Below are 16,315 nucleotides of genomic sequence, written 5' to 3'. Positions count from 1 at the left end.
TACCTCAAAGCAGACCGTGTTCTGCGAACGAATAGATTTGCCTGCCGCCAACAATCAGATGGTCAGGGACACGGATATCCACCAGCTGAAGCACCTGAACCAGTCGCTGCGTGAGGGTTTTGTCGGCCTGGCTAGGTGTCGTCTCGCCGGAAGGATGGTTATGCGCGAGTATCACCGCCGCCGCGTTGAAGTGCAGAGCACGTTTGACCACCTCCCGGGGATGCACCTCGGTGCGGTTAATCGTGCCGGTGAAGAGCGTTTCATGGGCAATCAACTGATTCTGGTTGTCCAGATACAACACCCGGAACTCTTCCCGCTCAAGCGCGGCCATATGCAGTCGCAGCCATTCACGTACGGCGTGGGTAGAGGTGAAGGCTACGCCGGGCTCATGCAGGTGGCGGTCCAGAGCCCTGAGCGCCCGCTGAATGAGACGCCGGTCCTGTGGCGTCATCTCGCCGGGTAAAAAGGAAAGCTGTTTCATCTGTTGCTCCTTCGGTCAGTCGATAATACGCAGAATGGCGTGAGCCTCTGGATGTTGCATGGCATACTCCCGCAGGCGGTAATAGTGTGCGGTCATCGCGTCACATTCTGTACGGCAGGCATGGTGGCTATACGCAATCAGGCAGACAGCAATACCTGCTGCTTCTGCACTCATTTGGGCATCGTTACCGTTCAGGCAGTTAAACAGACGCCATGTCTCATCGTTGTCAGGCTCGGGGGACATAAATGCGCCGCCATTGCTGAGGGTGTAGAACGACCAGATACCACCGCTGTAGCCCTCACAGAAGCGGTCCATCCAGGCGAAGATATGCGGCTCCAGGAGTAGCCACTGCGGGATAGCGCCAAAGTACTGTGGCCAGAAATCGATACGCTGTTCATCGGGGACCGGCGTGACGGTCAGTTCAAATTCGGGTTGGTTAGCGGGTGCGAGGTCGTGCTGCGTCTGTGTTGTCATGGGTATGTCTCCGTCAATAAAAACGCCAGCGGCGATGGCTGGCGTATGGGGATATAAAGTGTGTTCGGGGAGGTGAATGCGGGTAAATGCTTCGCGATCAGCGGGTGGCCGTGTCTGTACGGATGCCTGAGGTGCGGATATAGCGGTTAAGACCTTCACCGGCATCCGGCTCAAAGTTCCATGCCCGCCAGACCATCCGGCCTTCAGTATCACGAACCACCAGACGGAAGTGACTGCCCTGGTCGTCTTCGAGTGTGATATTGCTGTACGTGGTAGTGACCGCTTGCGCTTGTCTCCGGGTGAAAGGCCCCGGTGGCAGCAACACGGATTGGGTCATTTTCGGGCTCCTGATAAAAGAAAACCCCGGCAGCCTGCTAGCTGTCGGGGTGGATTTGCTGGGGAAGATACTACTATCAGTCGTTGCTGCAGTCTCCGAGAGTGGACAGAACTTTCTCAGCGTTCTTCCGGTCCGCAGTGAAGGTCCCTGCTTTGTGGTCATTGACGTAGACGTCGAACTGCCCGGCCTCAGAGATATTGCTGATGAAGTCAAACCAGGCGTTATCGCCGTTACGCCAGCCCAGGCTGGACGGAATAATGTACTGCTGGTGATCCATCACTACGGTGATAGTAGTGTCGTCATCGTGCGAACTGACCATCTTGTCATCGGCAAGGGTAAGAAAGACTGAATGCTGATAGAAACCATTCTGGTCCGGGTTCCCTGTGCAGTTGATGGTAAACGTCTTTCCGCTGGCTTCGGTCACGCTGTATTCCGTATTGCCCTGACCGTAACCCTGCTGCCAGAACCCCGGGATAGCAGAGGCATTAAAGCTCGCGAGCAGTACACCCGCCAGCATAAACCGACTTAGTGAAAGTATTGTCATTCTTGTCTCCTTTGTCGTTGTTTTATTCCTGATTGTCAGGGTTCGAGGGTATCAGTAGCTGCCCCATCAGTTTGCCGTCATGGGCGTACTCAAAGTATTTTTCTTTGGTATACGGGTCCGTCACCTCCTGGTATTCCAGTTTGATGTTATCGGCAATACACAGCGCATTCATCAGCGGCTGGATGGTTTTTTCCTGCATATCCACGAGGTAGTAGTAACTACCGCCCTCGCAGCCATCGGGCGACTCACGGGTACGTAAGACCTGCAGGGTGAGACCTGATGAAAAGCCAACCTGTGACCATTCTTCGCTGACATCATCCTGCCGACTGACCACATCGCTGAAGCGCGGAGGCGTGAGGTCCTTAAATTTACTGATAGCTTTCAGGTCATCACTCCTGTCATCGCAGGCGCTCAGAAACAGAGTGGTGGCAACCATCGCCAGCAGAGGTAGTGTTTTACATTTCATTATTTTTTCCCTGAAATCAGACGTACCACTTTGGCAAAGACATAAATGCCCACGAAAATACCCACCGGCACGCCGACGAACGGTGTCAGCGCGACACTGGCAGCACCGGCTGCGCCACCTCCCGTCAGCAGTGCGGCAACAGTGGCAAGGGTCAGGGCCGCGAGACTGTCGGACACCCCGGTTTTGTTCAGAATGATGACGATGACAACAATGGCGATAATGGCAATAACGGGCATAGGGCTCCTCCCTGTTGCCGGGTTGATAACAACGCTTACGCTATTCTGGTGGGCTGTCGGCCGGAACAAACGTAAGCAGTGACTGCTGGATAAAGCGAAAATGGGGTAAGGACTGAATAAAGCCCGGGTCTTCAACAAGACGACACAGACTGTCGTTACGCCGGAAAGTCTCCTGCAGGGGCTGAACCAGATGGATTTCATCCAGGGAGAATACGGCGATATGTCCGTCGTGCTCTGCCACCAGATACCAGGCCTGCTGGTGGATAAGTAACCGGCAGGGAGCCAGCCGCTCACAGCGCTGCCCCTCGGCAATCAGAGTCACCCGCCTGCGCCCGGTAATGGCCTGAATCAGTCGCCAGAAAGACAATGCGCCTGATGGCGAAGGAGCCGGACTGGCGGGTGCGATTACGCAGGGAGACTCATCGCACATCAGCAGTGCGTTTACCAGACGACGGTCAAAGCCAGGGAAAAGACCGGCCATCCCGCTGCGGTGGGCAAAGATAAGCACGTCGGGCACCATCTGCGTCTCACTGCCCGCAGTGCGTAAGCGGCAATATCCGGACTGATACTCCAGGTCCAGATACATCAGCCGCTCACGAAAATCACGCCGCAGCGTGCGCACCGACACACCAAACTCAGCGGCAAGCTTACGCACACTCAGCGTTTCCCCTGCCACCAGACGGCTGATTATCAGTGACAGCCTGACAGCCAGCCGGTCATGGCGGCGTTCTGCCTGTGTCATGAGACGTTCTCCGTGAAAGTTAACTGACTGAAAATGATGTGATTACTTTAAAGAGGGGGTCGGACAGGGTATGGACACCACAGAAACTATTTTTCATTTCTGTAAAAGCCAGAGGCAGCGGGGGTTACAGGCCTTCCCTCGGTGAGTGAGGACCGTCAGCACGGTGCGATGCGGACAGGTGGTGTCCGATATTAACAAAGCAGCAACATTAAACGGTCACTGCAGTTGCGTGAGCAGGGCTTCCGCCATCACCCACAGTGCCCGGTTAAGTTTCACGTCCCCGTCGATACCGCGAACGGCACGGGTATGTGACCGTCCTCCTTTGGCATTACGGCCACTGAGCCCGCCCTTAATCAGGTTCTCCTGAATACGCTGGTACGTGGTCCACAGGTCATTGCTCTCATCCTGCCAGCGGCGAGGGGAGAGGATCTGCGATTCAGTCACCGGCTGGTGGTCTTCACCAAAGCGGTATGTGAGGGCGGCTTTTGCCAGTGCCTGCTGTGCCGGGGGTGGCAACAGCAACGACTGCATGGCATCCCGTTTTTCCTCCACCCGGTCAAAAATCCCCAGCACCTCATACGCGCCTTCAATCACCTGACTCACCACGTCCCCCTTGTGTGGCACCCGCACCTCGCCAAACGACTCACCGCAGACGAGCCCGTTCTGACAAACCGCACGAAATAGTCCCGGCAACATCTGATACGAACTGGTTCCATCGTGAGAGTTGAGTAGAATAATTTCCGGCACCTGTATACCGGTGATCTGCCCTTCCCGCCGCAGACGCAGCATATGCTTTGTATGTTCACGACGACCCGGGTCACGCACGCGGGTCTGACAGGCAAAGAATGGCTGGAAGCCTTCTCGCTGTAGGCTGTCGAGCAGGGAGATGGTGGGTATATAGGTATAACGCTCACTACGGGACTCGTGTTTGTCCTCACTGAATACACTGGGCACTACGCGAAACAGCTCTTCACGGGTTAACGGACGGTCGCGACGGATAAGGTTTGCTGCGCCAAAGCGCGAAGCCAGACGGGTCATAAGCAGACTCCTCATAACGGGAAAACAAATAAAAGGGATCCCCGTCGCATCGGCGACAGGGGCAGGGAAGTAACAGGGATGGGTTAAATACTCAGAAGAAGAAATCCCAGACGGCGCGGGCCACTGACACCACCGTGGTGCGCACGGCCTGAATGACGGCCCGCACCGGGGCGGGTATCAGGGGAAAGGCACTGATGCTATCGAGTACGGCCCCGACGGTTTCACCAAAATCGCTACGAGCCTGTTCCCGGACTACCGTCGTGCGAAAGGAAGGATGGAGTTGCGACACCACCGGGCTGGTGGCCTCACGTGGCAGGCACTTAATCATCCGCTCGGCCATCACCTTAAGCCCCCATTGTAGACGGACCGACACAGCACACACCGGATGGACGGGCTGGAACAGCTCATGCAGCAGGCAGATTTTGCGGCTGATATTCTGCTTCTGCGCCGTGGACAACGGTCCCCCACCGCTGGTAGGTTCGGCCTTATCCGACTGGCTGATAACAAACAGCACCTTATGCCGGTATACCTCTCCAATCACCTGATGATAAAAATGTTCATCCACCGCCAGCGCCCGGTCATCGGCCTTAATCAGCCACAGAACCAGGTCGAGCCGGGGGAGTTGTTCGCGGTACATCGCAGCATACTCGGTATCGCGAGCACCACTTTCGCCCACGCCGGGCAGGTCCACCAGCGTCATATAGCGGTCGCCGACTTGCAGGCGAAAGCGCAGTGGCTCACGGGTACATGCAGCCACATCGCTGACCGGTGATACCTCACTGGCAAACAGGGCATTGCAGAGTGAGGATTTACCGGCACCGCTCTTACCCATAATGCCGATTACTGGCTCGTAATGGGTTAACTGATTTATCTGCTGCAATATACGTTCAGACACCCACTGTGGCAGGCCAGCAAGCGATTGCTGAAACGACTTCAAACCTTCAGAATTGTTCATTAGCTACTCCTCTGAAAAATTATACAAAAACGGCAGAATCGTGAGATTCTGCCGTTAATCGGGTATGTTCAGAAGAATGATATCTATCTGAAAATAATTTGAATTAAGGTAAGCGACGAGCCACGGTTGCCTGTGATCCCAGTCCCTGAGTCGTTAGGTTATTCTGATATCCCTCATCCCCAGACCAGAACAGTGGATAAGGGCAAATTGCCTGAGGGAGCTATAGGGCATTGGGCAGCAAGGTTTTATAGTTGGATGGCATCAATTTAACGGTATAGAAACATCAGCCCATACGATGACTGTCTACGTTTAAGACATAAATTCTTGCTGTTACATAAGTATTAATGCTGATTATCATCAATTTGATTATAATCATGGCATTTTATGGATTACCGTATTAAATATTCATTTTTTCCCTATAGTGATGATTCATGCTTGGTTCCCTTTCTAAGCGGCTTGAGGACTTGAGTTTGGTCCAGCGCGAGAGGTTGGCCTACATCGATTTTCGGCTCTATTTCTTCGGTGAGATCGGACGCCCTGATCTGATTGAGCGCTTCGGTGTGGCTCCGGCAGGGGCGACACGCGATTTGGCTTTGTACCGGGAAATTGCGCCGCATAACATCACCTTCGATGGTAGCAACAAGATTTATCGCATCGGGCAGGAGTTCTCACCGTTGTTCGAGCACGCATCGCTGCGCGTTCTGTCGGCGCTGTCTCTCGGTTTTGGCGATGGCGTGAACGGCTCAATGCAGGCGCTGCTACCATGCGAATCCCCCGCAGCCCTAAGCATTCCCAAGATGGATGTGTTAGCCACGATTTGCCGAGGCATCCACGCTAAGCGACCCGTCGCCATCCGCTACTACTCGATGAGCAGCGGCGAGTCCGAGCGGGTAATTGTGCCCTTTGCTTTGGTTGATACCGGCATGCGCTGGCACGTCCCTTTGATCGCAAGAGTAGAGAGTTTCGGGATTTCGTCGTCACCCGCATCGAAGCACCAACATTGCTCGACGAGGAGCCACAAGCCAACGAACGACAGGATAACGACATCCAGTGGACGCGCATCGTCGAGCTGGATTTCGTGCCGTACCCGAGCGTTGAGCGGCCCGATATTATCAAGATGGACTATCGTCGATGCCACGCTGATCCACGCGCCCAGTTCATCCAAGAACCAGGACGGCAAGCGCGACCCGAAAATGCACCAGACCAAGAAGGGGAACCAGTATTACTTTGGCATGAAGGCGCACATCGGCGTTGATGATGAATCGGGGCTGGTACACAGCGTGGTGGGCACGGCAGCCACCGTGGCGGATGTCACCCAGGTCGACAAGCTGCTGCACGGCGACGAGAACGTCGTCTGCGCCGATGCCGGCTACACCGGCGTCGAAAAGCGCTCCGAGCATGCCGACCGAGAAGTGATCTGGCAGGTCGCAGCACGCCGCAGCACCTACAAGATGCTCGATAAACGCAGCGCCCTGTACAAAGCCAAGCGCAAGATCGAGAAGGCCAAGGCGCAAGTGCGAGCGAAGGTAGAGCCCCCGTTTCGCGTGATCAAGCGGCAGTTCGGCTACACCAAGGTACGTTTCCGAGGGCTGGTGAGGAACACTGCACAACTGGTGACGCTGTTTGCCCTGTCGAACCTATGGATGGCCCGCCGACATTTGCTGGCAAGCGCAGGAGAGGTGCGCCTGTAATGCGGAAAATGGCCGTCGCAAGGTGCTCGCGACGGCTGAAAGCACCGAAATGAGCGGGTGATCCGATCGTTTTTGATCGGTTCACCGCTTTCAAAATCAGCAGTGGCTGAAGTCAGCCGGAAATACAGGGCTACTTCAGACCATCCCTAGCTAGGGCTCATAGTTCGGCGCAAGGCTGAAGTCGCTTGGCTGCTTCGCTGTGCAGATCCATGACCCACTTTCCATCAAACTCCCGGTTGTAGTTCCACAAGCATCTCGCGAGTCTTGCCGGCCCGCTCCACTAACAAGACCACAACATCTCCAACGTTCTTGTCGTCTAGCCGGGCCTGTAATGTGGTGACGTCGTCGACGGCGATACCGTCGATGCTGATAACGCGATCGCCGGGCACGATGCCGCCTGCGGTGACCTCGACGCCGACGAGCCCGGCCCTGTGCGCCGCCGAGCCCGGCGTCACGCGCAATACGAATACGCCCTTACTGCCGGTCAGCGCCTGCAGACGCGCGTTGATCTGCTCATCCACCTCGATGCCCAGTGCCGGACGGATGTACTTGCCGGTCTTTATGAGTTGCGGCACCACGCGCATGACGGTATCGACCGGCACCGCAAAGCCTATGCCGGCCGAGGCGCCAGACGGACTGTAGATGGCGGTATTGATTCCGATCAGCCGCCCAGCCGAATCGAGCAGCGGGCCACCGGAATTGCCGGGGTTGATGGCGGCGTCGGTCTGGATCAGGTGATCGATGGCCGGGCCGCCCGCTTCTCCCGGCAACGAGCGGTCGAGCGCGGAGACGATACCAGTGGTGAGCGTCCAGTCCAGGCCGAAGGGGTTGCCGATAGCGAACACCTTCTGACCCACCTTGAGGTCGGCACTGGTGCCGACCGGCACGGCCGGCGGGCGCTTGAAACCGACGCCGATCTTGAGCACGGCGATGTCGTGCGCGGGGCTCATCCCCACCAGCGCGGCCTGGTAGTCGCGGCCGTCGGCCAGTTTGACGGTGGCTTCGGACGCGCCCTGGATGACGTGGAAGTTGGTGACGACGTGGCCGGCGTCGTCCCAGATGAAGCCCGAGCCAGTGCCGCGCGGCACGGAGAACACGTTGCGCGTCCAGACATCGCGTACTAATTGCGCGGTGGTGATGTAGACCACCGAGGCGCGCGATTTTTCGAACAGTTCGATGGTGGTTTTCTCGTCCGCCGCCAGATCGCCACGCGCCATCACGGTGCGTTCTGCTGCCTCGCGCGGACTGAACCATGCCTCGATGGCGGGCAGAAACTGCCACAGCAGCATGAGCGCGGCAATGCAGGCGGTGATGAAGAGCCCGCGCCGGACGAAGCGGTCCGGCGCGGGGCGTTGGTACGGGTCGAGATAGGCCATGAGACGTCTCCTGTTGATGGGCAATCAGCGCCACAGCCCGCTCGGGCGCCAGCGCGGTGGGCGCGTCGCCAAAGCGGATTCCGGCAAAAAATGGGGCGCGCGGAGTGGCAACGCTGATGCTGGCCCAGGCGCCAACGTCAGCAGGCGTGCGATGCGCTCTTGCGTTGCCGGACGCGTACGCAAGCAGGAGTGCTCGGGATTGCCCCATCCCGGCCATAGCCAGGCACGCCAGGAGCGGCTGACCCGCTCGATTTTTGCCAGCACGGACGCCAGCCCCTGCGGGTCGCCAGTCAGTTCCGCCGCAAGGCGGTCAGCGTCGAACTCACGCACGCGAGACAAGCCGAGCTGTGCGAGCAGGGCCAGCTGGGGCGATGCGGCCAATAACAATAGACCAGGCCAATAGACCTCCGCCGCGCCAACCAGCTGCGCGGGCAGGCTGAGCTGGATCGCGATCTGTCCCATAAGGGCCAGTAGGCTCGTGAGGCGACTGTCGGAATCCGCCAGCCCCATGACACGCAGATCCTCATTAGCGATGTGCGCGACCTCGTGCACGAGCACACCCGCCAGCTCGCGTGGGCTCAGGCTGCGCAGCAGGCCATCGGTGAGGGCGATCGATGCCTCCTGCTTCGATCCGGTGGCGAAGGCGTTGACGACGGCACTGGGCACATAGTGCGGCACCGGCGTGGCGGGCAAACCGGCACGGGCGGGCAGCTCGCGCAATAGGGCCCACATCTTGTGGGCTTCTTGCGGGTGCAAGGCCCGTACGCGGTACAGGCGCAAGCTCAGCGCCGACGCGGCTACCGGTTCCAGCAGCAACGCACCTGCAATGGCAAACAGCGCGAGCCACAGGCAGCCTTCCCCAAACGGCAGTCTCCCTGCTGCGGCTGCGATCCCGACCAGGGTCAGGACCAACAGCCCGGTCTGCAGGCGGTTGGGCCAGCGGTGTTGCAAGAGCGCCGTGCGCGGATCACTGGGATGATGACGGGTCATGCTCAGAGGTCTCGGCGGCGCGGTCGCCGCGCTTGCGCAGCAGCCAGTAGGTCGCACCCAGAGCCAGCGTGGCGCTAGCCAGCGCGGCTATCTTTGCGGGGCTCGCGTTGGAGTCGAGGATCACGAACTTGCGGGAGAGTGCGATCAGCGCGATCAGGACCACCGTCTTGACCTGGATGATGCTGTCCCGACGCAGCGCCACGCGCACGATGGAATGCTTGAACTCCATCGCGATCAAGAGCGTCATGATCATGCCGAACACGCTCTGGAATACCTCGTGGTCCAGGGGATTGAAGGCATCTAGAACCAGCAGCGTGAAGACGATGGAGATGAGCTGGAACAGCGACACCACGATGATGACGGCGATCACCGCCGACAGCACGAGCGCGACGACCTGCTCGAAGCGCTCGTAAAAACTCATGATGGCCAATTGGTCACGTAAGACCTGAAATGGGTTAAGGCGTGTTGATTTCATGACGATGAACTCCCTGGAAAACGGCTGCTGTCGAGACGGCGGCGCATTGCGCTGATGTGTCCTTCAATCAGCTCGGTCGACATGCCAAGCGTCGACATCACCTGTTCCGCCAGCCCAATAGCTGCGGCAAAGGATTGCTGATACACGCGCACGTTGGGCATGGCGCGAAATGCATCGGCCGCGGTCGTACTTCTGCATGACACCCACAAGGTCAGCGCCGGACGGTGCTCGGCAATCGCCTGGGCGATGCGCAACGCTTGCTGGGCATGGGCGAACGTCAGCACCACCAAGTGTGCATGCGTCAAGCCGGCAGCCAGCAAGGTATCGGGCCGACTGGCATCGGCATGGAACACCGGCGCGCCGGCGGCACGCGCGGCCTCGACCTTCTGCGCGTCCGCCTCCAGCAGCAGATGCGCCACGCCGGCGTGGCGAAGAATCTCGCTGACTGTCAGGCCAAGCTCGCCCGCGCCGCAAATGATGACATGGTCTCGATATCGCGTCGTCTGCGCGGCGATCTCGACTTCTTCAGCCTGGGGTGGCTGAATGACGCCGCCGGTGCGGCTCAAGAACCGGGCAAGTACATCGTGATGGCGGATCAGTAGCGGTGCCAGGGCCATGCTGAGCACCAGCGCGACCAGCATGGGTTGGACGACGGTCGCGGGGATCAGATGCTGCTGCAAGACCGTGCCCAACAACAGCAGGGCGAACTCGCCGCCGTGCCCCAACGCTATGCCCGTGCGCCAGGCATCGAGGGCGGACAGGCGCGTCGCCCGCAAGGCCAGCGTATTGAGCAGGATCTTGACCGGTACCAGCACCACCAGCCACGCCAGCACCGCCAGCGGTGCCGAAAGAATCTGTGCTGCGTCCAGTTGCAGGCCGATGGTCACGAAGAACACGCCCGACAACACATCGCGAAACGGCCTGAGGTGGCTTTCCATGTGGTGCCGGAAGTCGCTCTCGCCCAGCACCATCCCGGCGAGGAAGGCCCCCAGGGCGGCAGATACGCCGACCGCGTGCGCAGCGGCGGCGGCGGCCACCACCACGCACAAGGAGACGAGCACGAACGATTCCTCGTGGCCCCGCCGCGCCACCCAGCCCAGCAGGCCATGCAACAGACGGCGCGAGGCGAGGGCCGCTGCCGCGAACAGCAGCAGCACACCGAATACTTCGAGCAGCACATGCTCGATCTTCGGCGACTCGCCGCGCGCCCAGATCGCCAGCAAGGCCAGCAGGGGCACGCTGGCCAGGTCCTGAAAGACCAGCACGGCGATGGCACTGCGTCCGTGGCGGGTGGTGAGCTCGCCTTGGTCGGCCAGTTGTCGGCTGACCAGCGCCGTGGACGACATGGCCGCCGCAGTGCCGAGCAGCGCGGCGCTCTGGCCGGGCTGCCCCAGCCACATCAATAGCAGGATCAGCGGCGGGGCCACGGCGATCATCTGCAGAGCGCCCGCCATCAGCACCGTCCTGCGGGCGAGCCAGAAGTCTCCGAGGGAGAATTCCAGTCCGACCATGAACAACAGCAGCGCCACGCCCAGCTCGGACAGAAAGCTCAGCGTCTCCCCCGGCGCGATCACGCCGATGACTGAGGGGCCCAGTACAACGCCGACAGAGAGATACCCCAGCAAGGCGGGCACTCTGAACGCCGCCGTCGCCATCGCCGCCAGGCTGCAAGCCGCCAGCAGGATTAGCGTAGTGCCGAGCAAGCCCTGCATCGGTCAGCGTCCCACTTGCGTCGACGTCCAGCGCACGATGTCCTGCGCGCCCATCACGCCGGCCTGACGGGCGATCTCCCGCCCACCCTGGAACAGGGCGAGCGTCGGGATGCTGCGGATACCGAACTGCGCGGCCAGGTGGGGCTCAGCCTCGATATTCACCTTCGCCAGCCGGATCGTCGGTTCGAGCTGGTGCGCCGCTTGCTGAAACTGTGGCGCCATCATCTTGCACGGCCCGCACCATGGCGCCCAGAAATCGACCAGCAGCGGCAGATCGCTGCGCTCCACGTGGCGCGAGAACGTCGCCGTGGTCAACTCGATGGGCTCGCCCGTGAACAAGGGCTGCTGGCAGCGGCCACAGTTGGGATGTTCCGATAGCTTCGCAGTCGGTACGCGGTTGATGGACTGGCAATGCGGGCAGACGAGGTGAAGATCATTCTTCATGGTTCGCCTCCTTGGACCACAGTGAGGCTGCCTCGCTTCGGGTCACAGACAATGCCGACCAATCAACGCCTTGGAGCCAATCGTTCCCGTTTTTGCTTACTCCGGCCTCTTCCAGATGAGCAGCGATGAATGCTTCGGCCTGCATGAGCCACCTTTGGACAGCATCTTCCTTACTAGGAATCAGCAGGATTTCAGAGACGCTGCTGGCATTCAGCCCGTCCACACGGATAAGCAGAAAAATGCGCCGCCACAAACGCGGCATGTCCTTCAGCAGGTCAAATGCAAAAGCGAACTCGCTCGACCGATCAATCAGCTCCTCCTGTTCCGCGATCGTTGCGACATCGGGATGCTGACTGCCAGCGAAAATATCGGCCAGCTTGAGTGTGTCATCGTGCTGATAAAATTCGAAGATTTCCTCTTCCACCATGGCCTCGGCCACGTCTTGGGCATCCGGTTCGACCGGCGCGTCCAGAGAAACGAATTCGCCAAATTGCCGGCTGCTTGCCACTTCGTTATCCAGGACGGCGAACAGATGCTTCAAAAGACCGGTGTAAGCCTCTTTTTCCCCCGGCACGGATTGCCATTCCACCTTAGCTCGGACAATCGCTTCATCCACCACGTCGCGCAGCGTCGGATAATCGCGCGGTAAATCGCCGACGGCCCGCAGATAAGCCAGCTCACGCCTTGCGACAGCCTCAAGTTTCGACAGTAGAGGCATTCGGGTCACCTCGGCCTCATGGGCGGCTGATGCGGGTTTTGCGGCAATCCGCACCTTGAGCTCGCGCAAGCGCTCGCGTCGTGCTTTGCGCTTGATTTGATCCTGAGCATGCAGTCGGTCAAAATGCTTCTTGGCCTGACGGAACAACGACTGTGCGAGCATCTGCGCGAGGGGCGTCAGCTCGTCATGTGATGCAGTAACGCTGACAATCTTTTTGCCGGGCAGGTGCATATAGCCACTGGCCAGAAATTGCCGCTTGATCTTGTCGCGATCAAGGACGATTTGAAGTCGCGCTGAATCTTTAGTGTGTTTGTCGAGCAATGGCTTGAGGGCGTGCTCGATCACATTTCCCAAAGCTCTCTGCCAAGGTTCATGAAACTCTTTGTCGATAGCTCGATAGCTATATTGTATCTGCATGTATGACTCCTTCGATGTCATTTCTATGGAGGCATGAATCGAGGATGCTCATATCCATAGATTCTGGTTTGGCACGCTCTTACCCCAGGCGCGTTTTGCGAAGACTCCAACTCAAGAACAAAAGCGTGACGCCATAGACTGCCGCATGGAAACCCAACAGCCAGCCTGCGGCCACGAATGACTCGACCGGACGGGTAAAAAATATCCACAAGACGATAGCACCAAGGATAATCGAGAGCAGTCCACTGAGGGCAAGCCAGATTTCACCCTTGATTTCCCGACGCAGCCGAACGGCGGCAGATATCTCCAGCACACCGGTGAAAATCGCCCAGAAGCCCACGCTAGCCCATAAAAAAGAAGCCAAGACTATCGTGGCGACCCAAGGAGCAACCAGGACGACGACGCCCGTAAGTATGCCGACAATGCCGCTGAACAGCAACCAGCCCCAGCGCTCTTTTTTCTGGATATGGCGCACTGCTGCAAACAAGTTGAACGCGCCATTGACCAAGGAAAATGCGCCGAACATGATGGTCATGGCCAACAGAGCCGATTGTGGCATCCAGAACGCGAGGGCTGCAAAAATCAATGCCAAGACACCGCGCAGCACAAAAAGCCACCAATTTTGGCTCAGCGAACACAGTGCTTTGGTGGGGTCATCCGCATTGGAATTGGCGTTGGTGTCTGTGTTCATGCAATATCTCCTAAAGATCTATACAAAATAAAAAATCAAACACTCATGGGACAAGAGAGGGGGCGCTATGCGCCCCCTCTCCAGCGGTTTCAGAACAACCTGGACAGTTTTGCCTTGACTTCATCGAGCCAGCCTTTTCCGAAGCCTCCCCCTCCCGTCTTTTCCTTGATTTTCTTGAGTTCAGCGTACAGGGGCTCAAAGTCCTTCCTTTTTCCATAGCCCAGCAGTTCTGCCATTTCCAACTGCTGCCGGGCTTCGTTCAACAATGTCTCCAGGCGCTCATTGGATGCTTCGCTGCGCTGACCATCTTCTACCAGAGGCTCGGCGCGCTTCAGGAGCAGCTTCGCACGCAGGACGGGCAGCGGAAGCACACTGCGCTCCTCGACCAGCGTGCTGAGCGCTGACTGCAGCGCGGCTTTGGCTTCTTCGATCTTGCCCTGATCGATCAGCGGCACGACTGCCTTCACGGCTGCGGGATAGGACGCCAAAGGGATGTTGGTGACCGTGATCACGATTTCACTGGCCAGCAAAGCCAGCACGTGGCGAGCCTGTTGCACCTCGCCATGTTTGAGGGCATCCAGCGCCTCGTCGGTCATCGCCTCAATGGTTTCCGTGTTGGCGAACAAGTCGTGCACGATGGTGCGCACATCAACGCCGGCCAGGGCGAGCGTGGGTTCGCGCGCGACGATCAGCTCCAGCTTTCCCGTCACTTCGGCCAGCGTTGCCAATGCGCGTGCAGTGTCCTTGCCGTCAAGTGCGGCCAGCGCTGATTTGGTCAGCGACAAGGCCGAGACTGCCTCATCGAGGACTTGTTTACGTTTGTCTGCCGCCTGCGAGTCCGTTTCTTTCTGAACCTCAGGCTGTACCTCCGTGACGACTTCAGGCTTGGACTCTGGACTGACAGGAAGGCTGCTTACCGCGGCTTGTTCGTTTATTCCTTCGTTCGTCGCATTGGGATTCGGTGTTTGCTCATTCATGGTGATATGCCTCGTATGAGATAGTGAAAATAGGCGAATCTGTTGGGGCTGAATGCGAACATCGCGAGACTGACCGACAGAGCAGTCAGCCCCTTCATCACCTCAAAACAGCTTTTGGATGCGCGTCTTCAACTCGTCGAACCATCCCTTGCCGCTTTTGCCACCAGCCGACTTTTGCTCAATGGACTTCACCTGATCGAAAATGGGTTTGAAGTCCGCCTTCTTGCCATAACCCAGGATCTGCGCCATCTCGATCTCCGTGCGCACGGACGACAGCAAGGTGCTGAGCTCCTCGTTCTGCTTGGCATCGCGCCTGTCGGTCTCGGCCAGCTTTTCAGCTTTTGCCATCGCGGCTTCGGCCCGTAGCACGGGCAGAGGAAAGGCGACCGAGGTCACCACCAGCGTGTTCAGTGCTCGGGCGAGTTCCGCTTTGGCGTTGTCGATCTTGCCGCTGTCGATGAGCCGTGCGGCCGACTTGATCGCTGCCGGGTACGTTGCCATCGGAAGGTTGTCGGTTTGGATTACGATTTCGCTGGCCAGATTGGCAACGATGGGCCGGGCCTTTTGCACCTCGCCATCACCCAACAACTCCCGAGATAACTTGACCGCTTTCTTTACCGATTCCACGTTGGCGTGGATATCGTGGGTGATGACGCGTACATCGACCGGCGCCAAAGCAAGTTTGGCGTCACGTGCCAATACCAGTTCCAGCTTTCCGCTGGCCAGTTCCAGCGCAGCAAGCGCCTCCTTGGTCTTCTTTGCATCAAGGAGGGTCAAAGCCTCCTGGGTCTTGGTGAGCGCCGTGATGGCGTCTTGAGTGAGCTCGGCACGCTTTTTATCGGCTTCCCGGGCGGCCTTGTCATCTACCTGTGGCTGTGCCGCCTTGGATGCGGCAGAGGGTGCTGCAGCACCTGGGCTAGAACCTGCCGCCGATTGGGCCAGAGCCGGTCCGCTCAGTCCGACGACGACCGCCAGGGCAAGTGCGGAGAAGGTGTATTGTGGCTGTTTGATATTCATGATCTTGGGCTCCTGATTGAAGTTAGTTGACTGAGATTTCAATCTGTTTCGGTTTGGCTTGCTCGGCCTTGACAAGCCGCACTTCCAGTACGCCGTCTTTCATGGAAGCCGTCACCTTGGTCGGATCAACGTTGTCAGGCAAGACAAAGCTGCGCACAAAGCGGCCATACGCACGTTCGATGCGGTGGAACTTCTTGCCCTGCTCCTCTTTTTCCAGTTTGCGCTCGCCGCTGATGGTGAGCACACCGTTTTCCGCGCTGACGCGCACGGCATCCTTGGGGACCTCCGGCAGATCCAGCTTGAGGAGGAATGCGTTCTCATCCTCGCTGATGTCCGCCATTGGTGCCCAGTCCGCCGTGGTCATGGCTTCGTTGCCGGTACGGGCGCCCTGTCGCTGGGGTATTCGTCCGAACATCGTCGCCAGGCGGTTTTGCAATTCATCCAGTTCCCGGAAGGGGTCCCACGGAGTCAATGCAGACATATCGGTTCTCCTTGAACAATGCCGACGAATTGGATGACGCACTGAACAGAGCC

19 protein-coding genes and 2 pseudogenes are annotated in these 16,315 nt (G+C 58.5%); 2 read left to right on the top strand and 19 right to left on the bottom strand.

Annotated features, from left to right (window positions below; all coding sequences use genetic code 11):
- Positions 1–4 precede the first annotated feature (4 nt).
- The 9 genes from ACU8XX_RS19115 to ACU8XX_RS19075 all read right to left on the bottom strand — a co-directional run bounded on the left by ACU8XX_RS19115 (position 5) and on the right by ACU8XX_RS19075 (position 5,273).
- A complete protein-coding gene (locus tag ACU8XX_RS19115) occupies positions 5–481 on the bottom strand; it encodes a JAB domain-containing protein (protein ID WP_000811693.1) in 477 nt (158 codons plus the stop codon).
- Between the two features lie 15 nt (positions 482–496).
- Positions 497–955: an antirestriction protein gene (locus ACU8XX_RS19110; RefSeq protein WP_000211838.1), complete on the bottom strand. Its 459-nt coding sequence runs from the start codon at positions 953–955 to the stop codon at positions 497–499.
- A 97-nt stretch (positions 956–1,052) separates the two neighbouring features.
- Positions 1,053–1,292: a DUF905 domain-containing protein gene (locus tag ACU8XX_RS19105; protein WP_000194654.1), complete on the bottom strand. Its 240-nt coding sequence runs from the start codon at positions 1,290–1,292 to the stop codon at positions 1,053–1,055.
- 76 nt (positions 1,293–1,368) lie between these two features.
- The gene (ykfB, locus tag ACU8XX_RS19100) at positions 1,369–1,836 is read right to left on the bottom strand and encodes a protein YkfB (RefSeq protein WP_001547765.1); all 468 of its coding nucleotides are present in this window, start codon (positions 1,834–1,836) and stop codon (positions 1,369–1,371) included.
- A 22-nt stretch (positions 1,837–1,858) separates the two neighbouring features.
- Positions 1,859–2,302: a YfjS/YafY family lipoprotein gene (locus ACU8XX_RS19095; protein ID WP_000649865.1), complete on the bottom strand. Its 444-nt coding sequence runs from the start codon at positions 2,300–2,302 to the stop codon at positions 1,859–1,861.
- Complete coding sequence (gene ypjK / locus ACU8XX_RS19090) at positions 2,302–2,538, bottom strand: protein YpjK (protein WP_001144031.1); 237 nt, start codon at positions 2,536–2,538, stop codon at positions 2,302–2,304. Before ypjK ends, ACU8XX_RS19095 begins: the two co-directional genes overlap by 1 nt.
- A gap of 40 nt (positions 2,539–2,578) precedes the next feature.
- Positions 2,579–3,280, bottom strand: coding sequence for a DeoR family transcriptional regulator (locus tag ACU8XX_RS19085; protein WP_001581462.1), 702 nt, complete (start codon positions 3,278–3,280; stop codon positions 2,579–2,581).
- A gap of 216 nt (positions 3,281–3,496) precedes the next feature.
- Complete coding sequence (locus ACU8XX_RS19080) at positions 3,497–4,318, bottom strand: DUF932 domain-containing protein (RefSeq protein ID WP_001547762.1); 822 nt, start codon at positions 4,316–4,318, stop codon at positions 3,497–3,499.
- A 91-nt stretch (positions 4,319–4,409) separates the two neighbouring features.
- Positions 4,410–5,273, bottom strand: a complete 864-nt coding sequence (locus ACU8XX_RS19075) for a GTPase family protein (RefSeq protein WP_446908308.1) — start codon at positions 5,271–5,273, stop codon at positions 4,410–4,412.
- Positions 5,274–5,704: 431 nt separating this feature from the next.
- Between ACU8XX_RS19075 and ACU8XX_RS19070 the strand changes: the two are divergent.
- Both ACU8XX_RS19070 and ACU8XX_RS19065 read left to right on the top strand, forming a co-directional pair.
- Positions 5,705–6,151, top strand: a pseudogene (locus ACU8XX_RS19070) (WYL domain-containing protein); the annotation flags it as partial.
- Between the two features lie 237 nt (positions 6,152–6,388).
- Positions 6,389–6,964: pseudogene (locus ACU8XX_RS19065) on the top strand (IS5 family transposase); the annotation flags it as partial.
- Positions 6,965–7,188: 224 nt separating this feature from the next.
- Here the strand turns inward: ACU8XX_RS19065 and ACU8XX_RS19060 are convergent.
- The 10 genes from ACU8XX_RS19060 to hsp20-GI form a co-directional block, all read right to left on the bottom strand.
- Positions 7,189–8,340: a S1C family serine protease gene (locus ACU8XX_RS19060; protein WP_000323727.1), complete on the bottom strand. Its 1,152-nt coding sequence runs from the start codon at positions 8,338–8,340 to the stop codon at positions 7,189–7,191.
- 24 nt (positions 8,341–8,364) lie between these two features.
- On the bottom strand, positions 8,365–9,330 hold the full coding sequence (locus ACU8XX_RS19055) for a zinc metalloprotease HtpX (RefSeq protein WP_016241903.1): 966 nt from the start codon (positions 9,328–9,330) through the stop codon (positions 8,365–8,367).
- Positions 9,308–9,805, bottom strand: coding sequence for a heat resistance protein PsiE-GI (gene psiE-GI, locus ACU8XX_RS19050; protein ID WP_000843382.1), 498 nt, complete (start codon positions 9,803–9,805; stop codon positions 9,308–9,310). Before psiE-GI ends, ACU8XX_RS19055 begins: the two co-directional genes overlap by 23 nt.
- Positions 9,802–11,517, bottom strand: a complete 1,716-nt coding sequence (gene kefB-GI / locus ACU8XX_RS19045; protein ID WP_001295706.1) for a heat resistance system K+/H+ antiporter KefB-GI — start codon at positions 11,515–11,517, stop codon at positions 9,802–9,804. The genes psiE-GI and kefB-GI overlap by 4 nt, the downstream gene beginning before the upstream one ends.
- Positions 11,518–11,520: 3 nt before the next feature.
- Complete coding sequence (trx-GI, locus tag ACU8XX_RS19040; RefSeq protein ID WP_016241904.1) at positions 11,521–11,961, bottom strand: heat resistance system thioredoxin Trx-GI; 441 nt, start codon at positions 11,959–11,961, stop codon at positions 11,521–11,523.
- The gene (locus ACU8XX_RS19035; protein ID WP_001166995.1) at positions 11,951–13,096 is read right to left on the bottom strand and encodes a hypothetical protein; all 1,146 of its coding nucleotides are present in this window, start codon (positions 13,094–13,096) and stop codon (positions 11,951–11,953) included. The genes trx-GI and ACU8XX_RS19035 overlap by 11 nt, the downstream gene beginning before the upstream one ends.
- A gap of 79 nt (positions 13,097–13,175) precedes the next feature.
- Complete coding sequence (hdeD-GI, locus tag ACU8XX_RS19030; RefSeq protein ID WP_001090787.1) at positions 13,176–13,787, bottom strand: heat resistance membrane protein HdeD-GI; 612 nt, start codon at positions 13,785–13,787, stop codon at positions 13,176–13,178.
- An 89-nt stretch (positions 13,788–13,876) separates the two neighbouring features.
- Positions 13,877–14,764, bottom strand: coding sequence for a heat resistance protein YfdX2 (yfdX2, locus tag ACU8XX_RS19025; RefSeq protein ID WP_001005473.1), 888 nt, complete (start codon positions 14,762–14,764; stop codon positions 13,877–13,879).
- Positions 14,765–14,866: 102 nt separating this feature from the next.
- The gene (gene yfdX1 / locus ACU8XX_RS19020) at positions 14,867–15,781 is read right to left on the bottom strand and encodes a heat resistance protein YfdX1 (RefSeq protein ID WP_001022485.1); all 915 of its coding nucleotides are present in this window, start codon (positions 15,779–15,781) and stop codon (positions 14,867–14,869) included.
- A 22-nt stretch (positions 15,782–15,803) separates the two neighbouring features.
- Positions 15,804–16,262: a small heat shock protein sHSP20-GI gene (gene hsp20-GI, locus ACU8XX_RS19015; RefSeq protein ID WP_001275372.1), complete on the bottom strand. Its 459-nt coding sequence runs from the start codon at positions 16,260–16,262 to the stop codon at positions 15,804–15,806.
- Positions 16,263–16,315: the final 53 nt, after the last annotated feature.

The sequence above is a fragment of the Escherichia sp. MAL-1 genome, from assembly GCF_052948035.1.
This window is presented reverse-complemented; position numbering and strand designations above follow the sequence as displayed.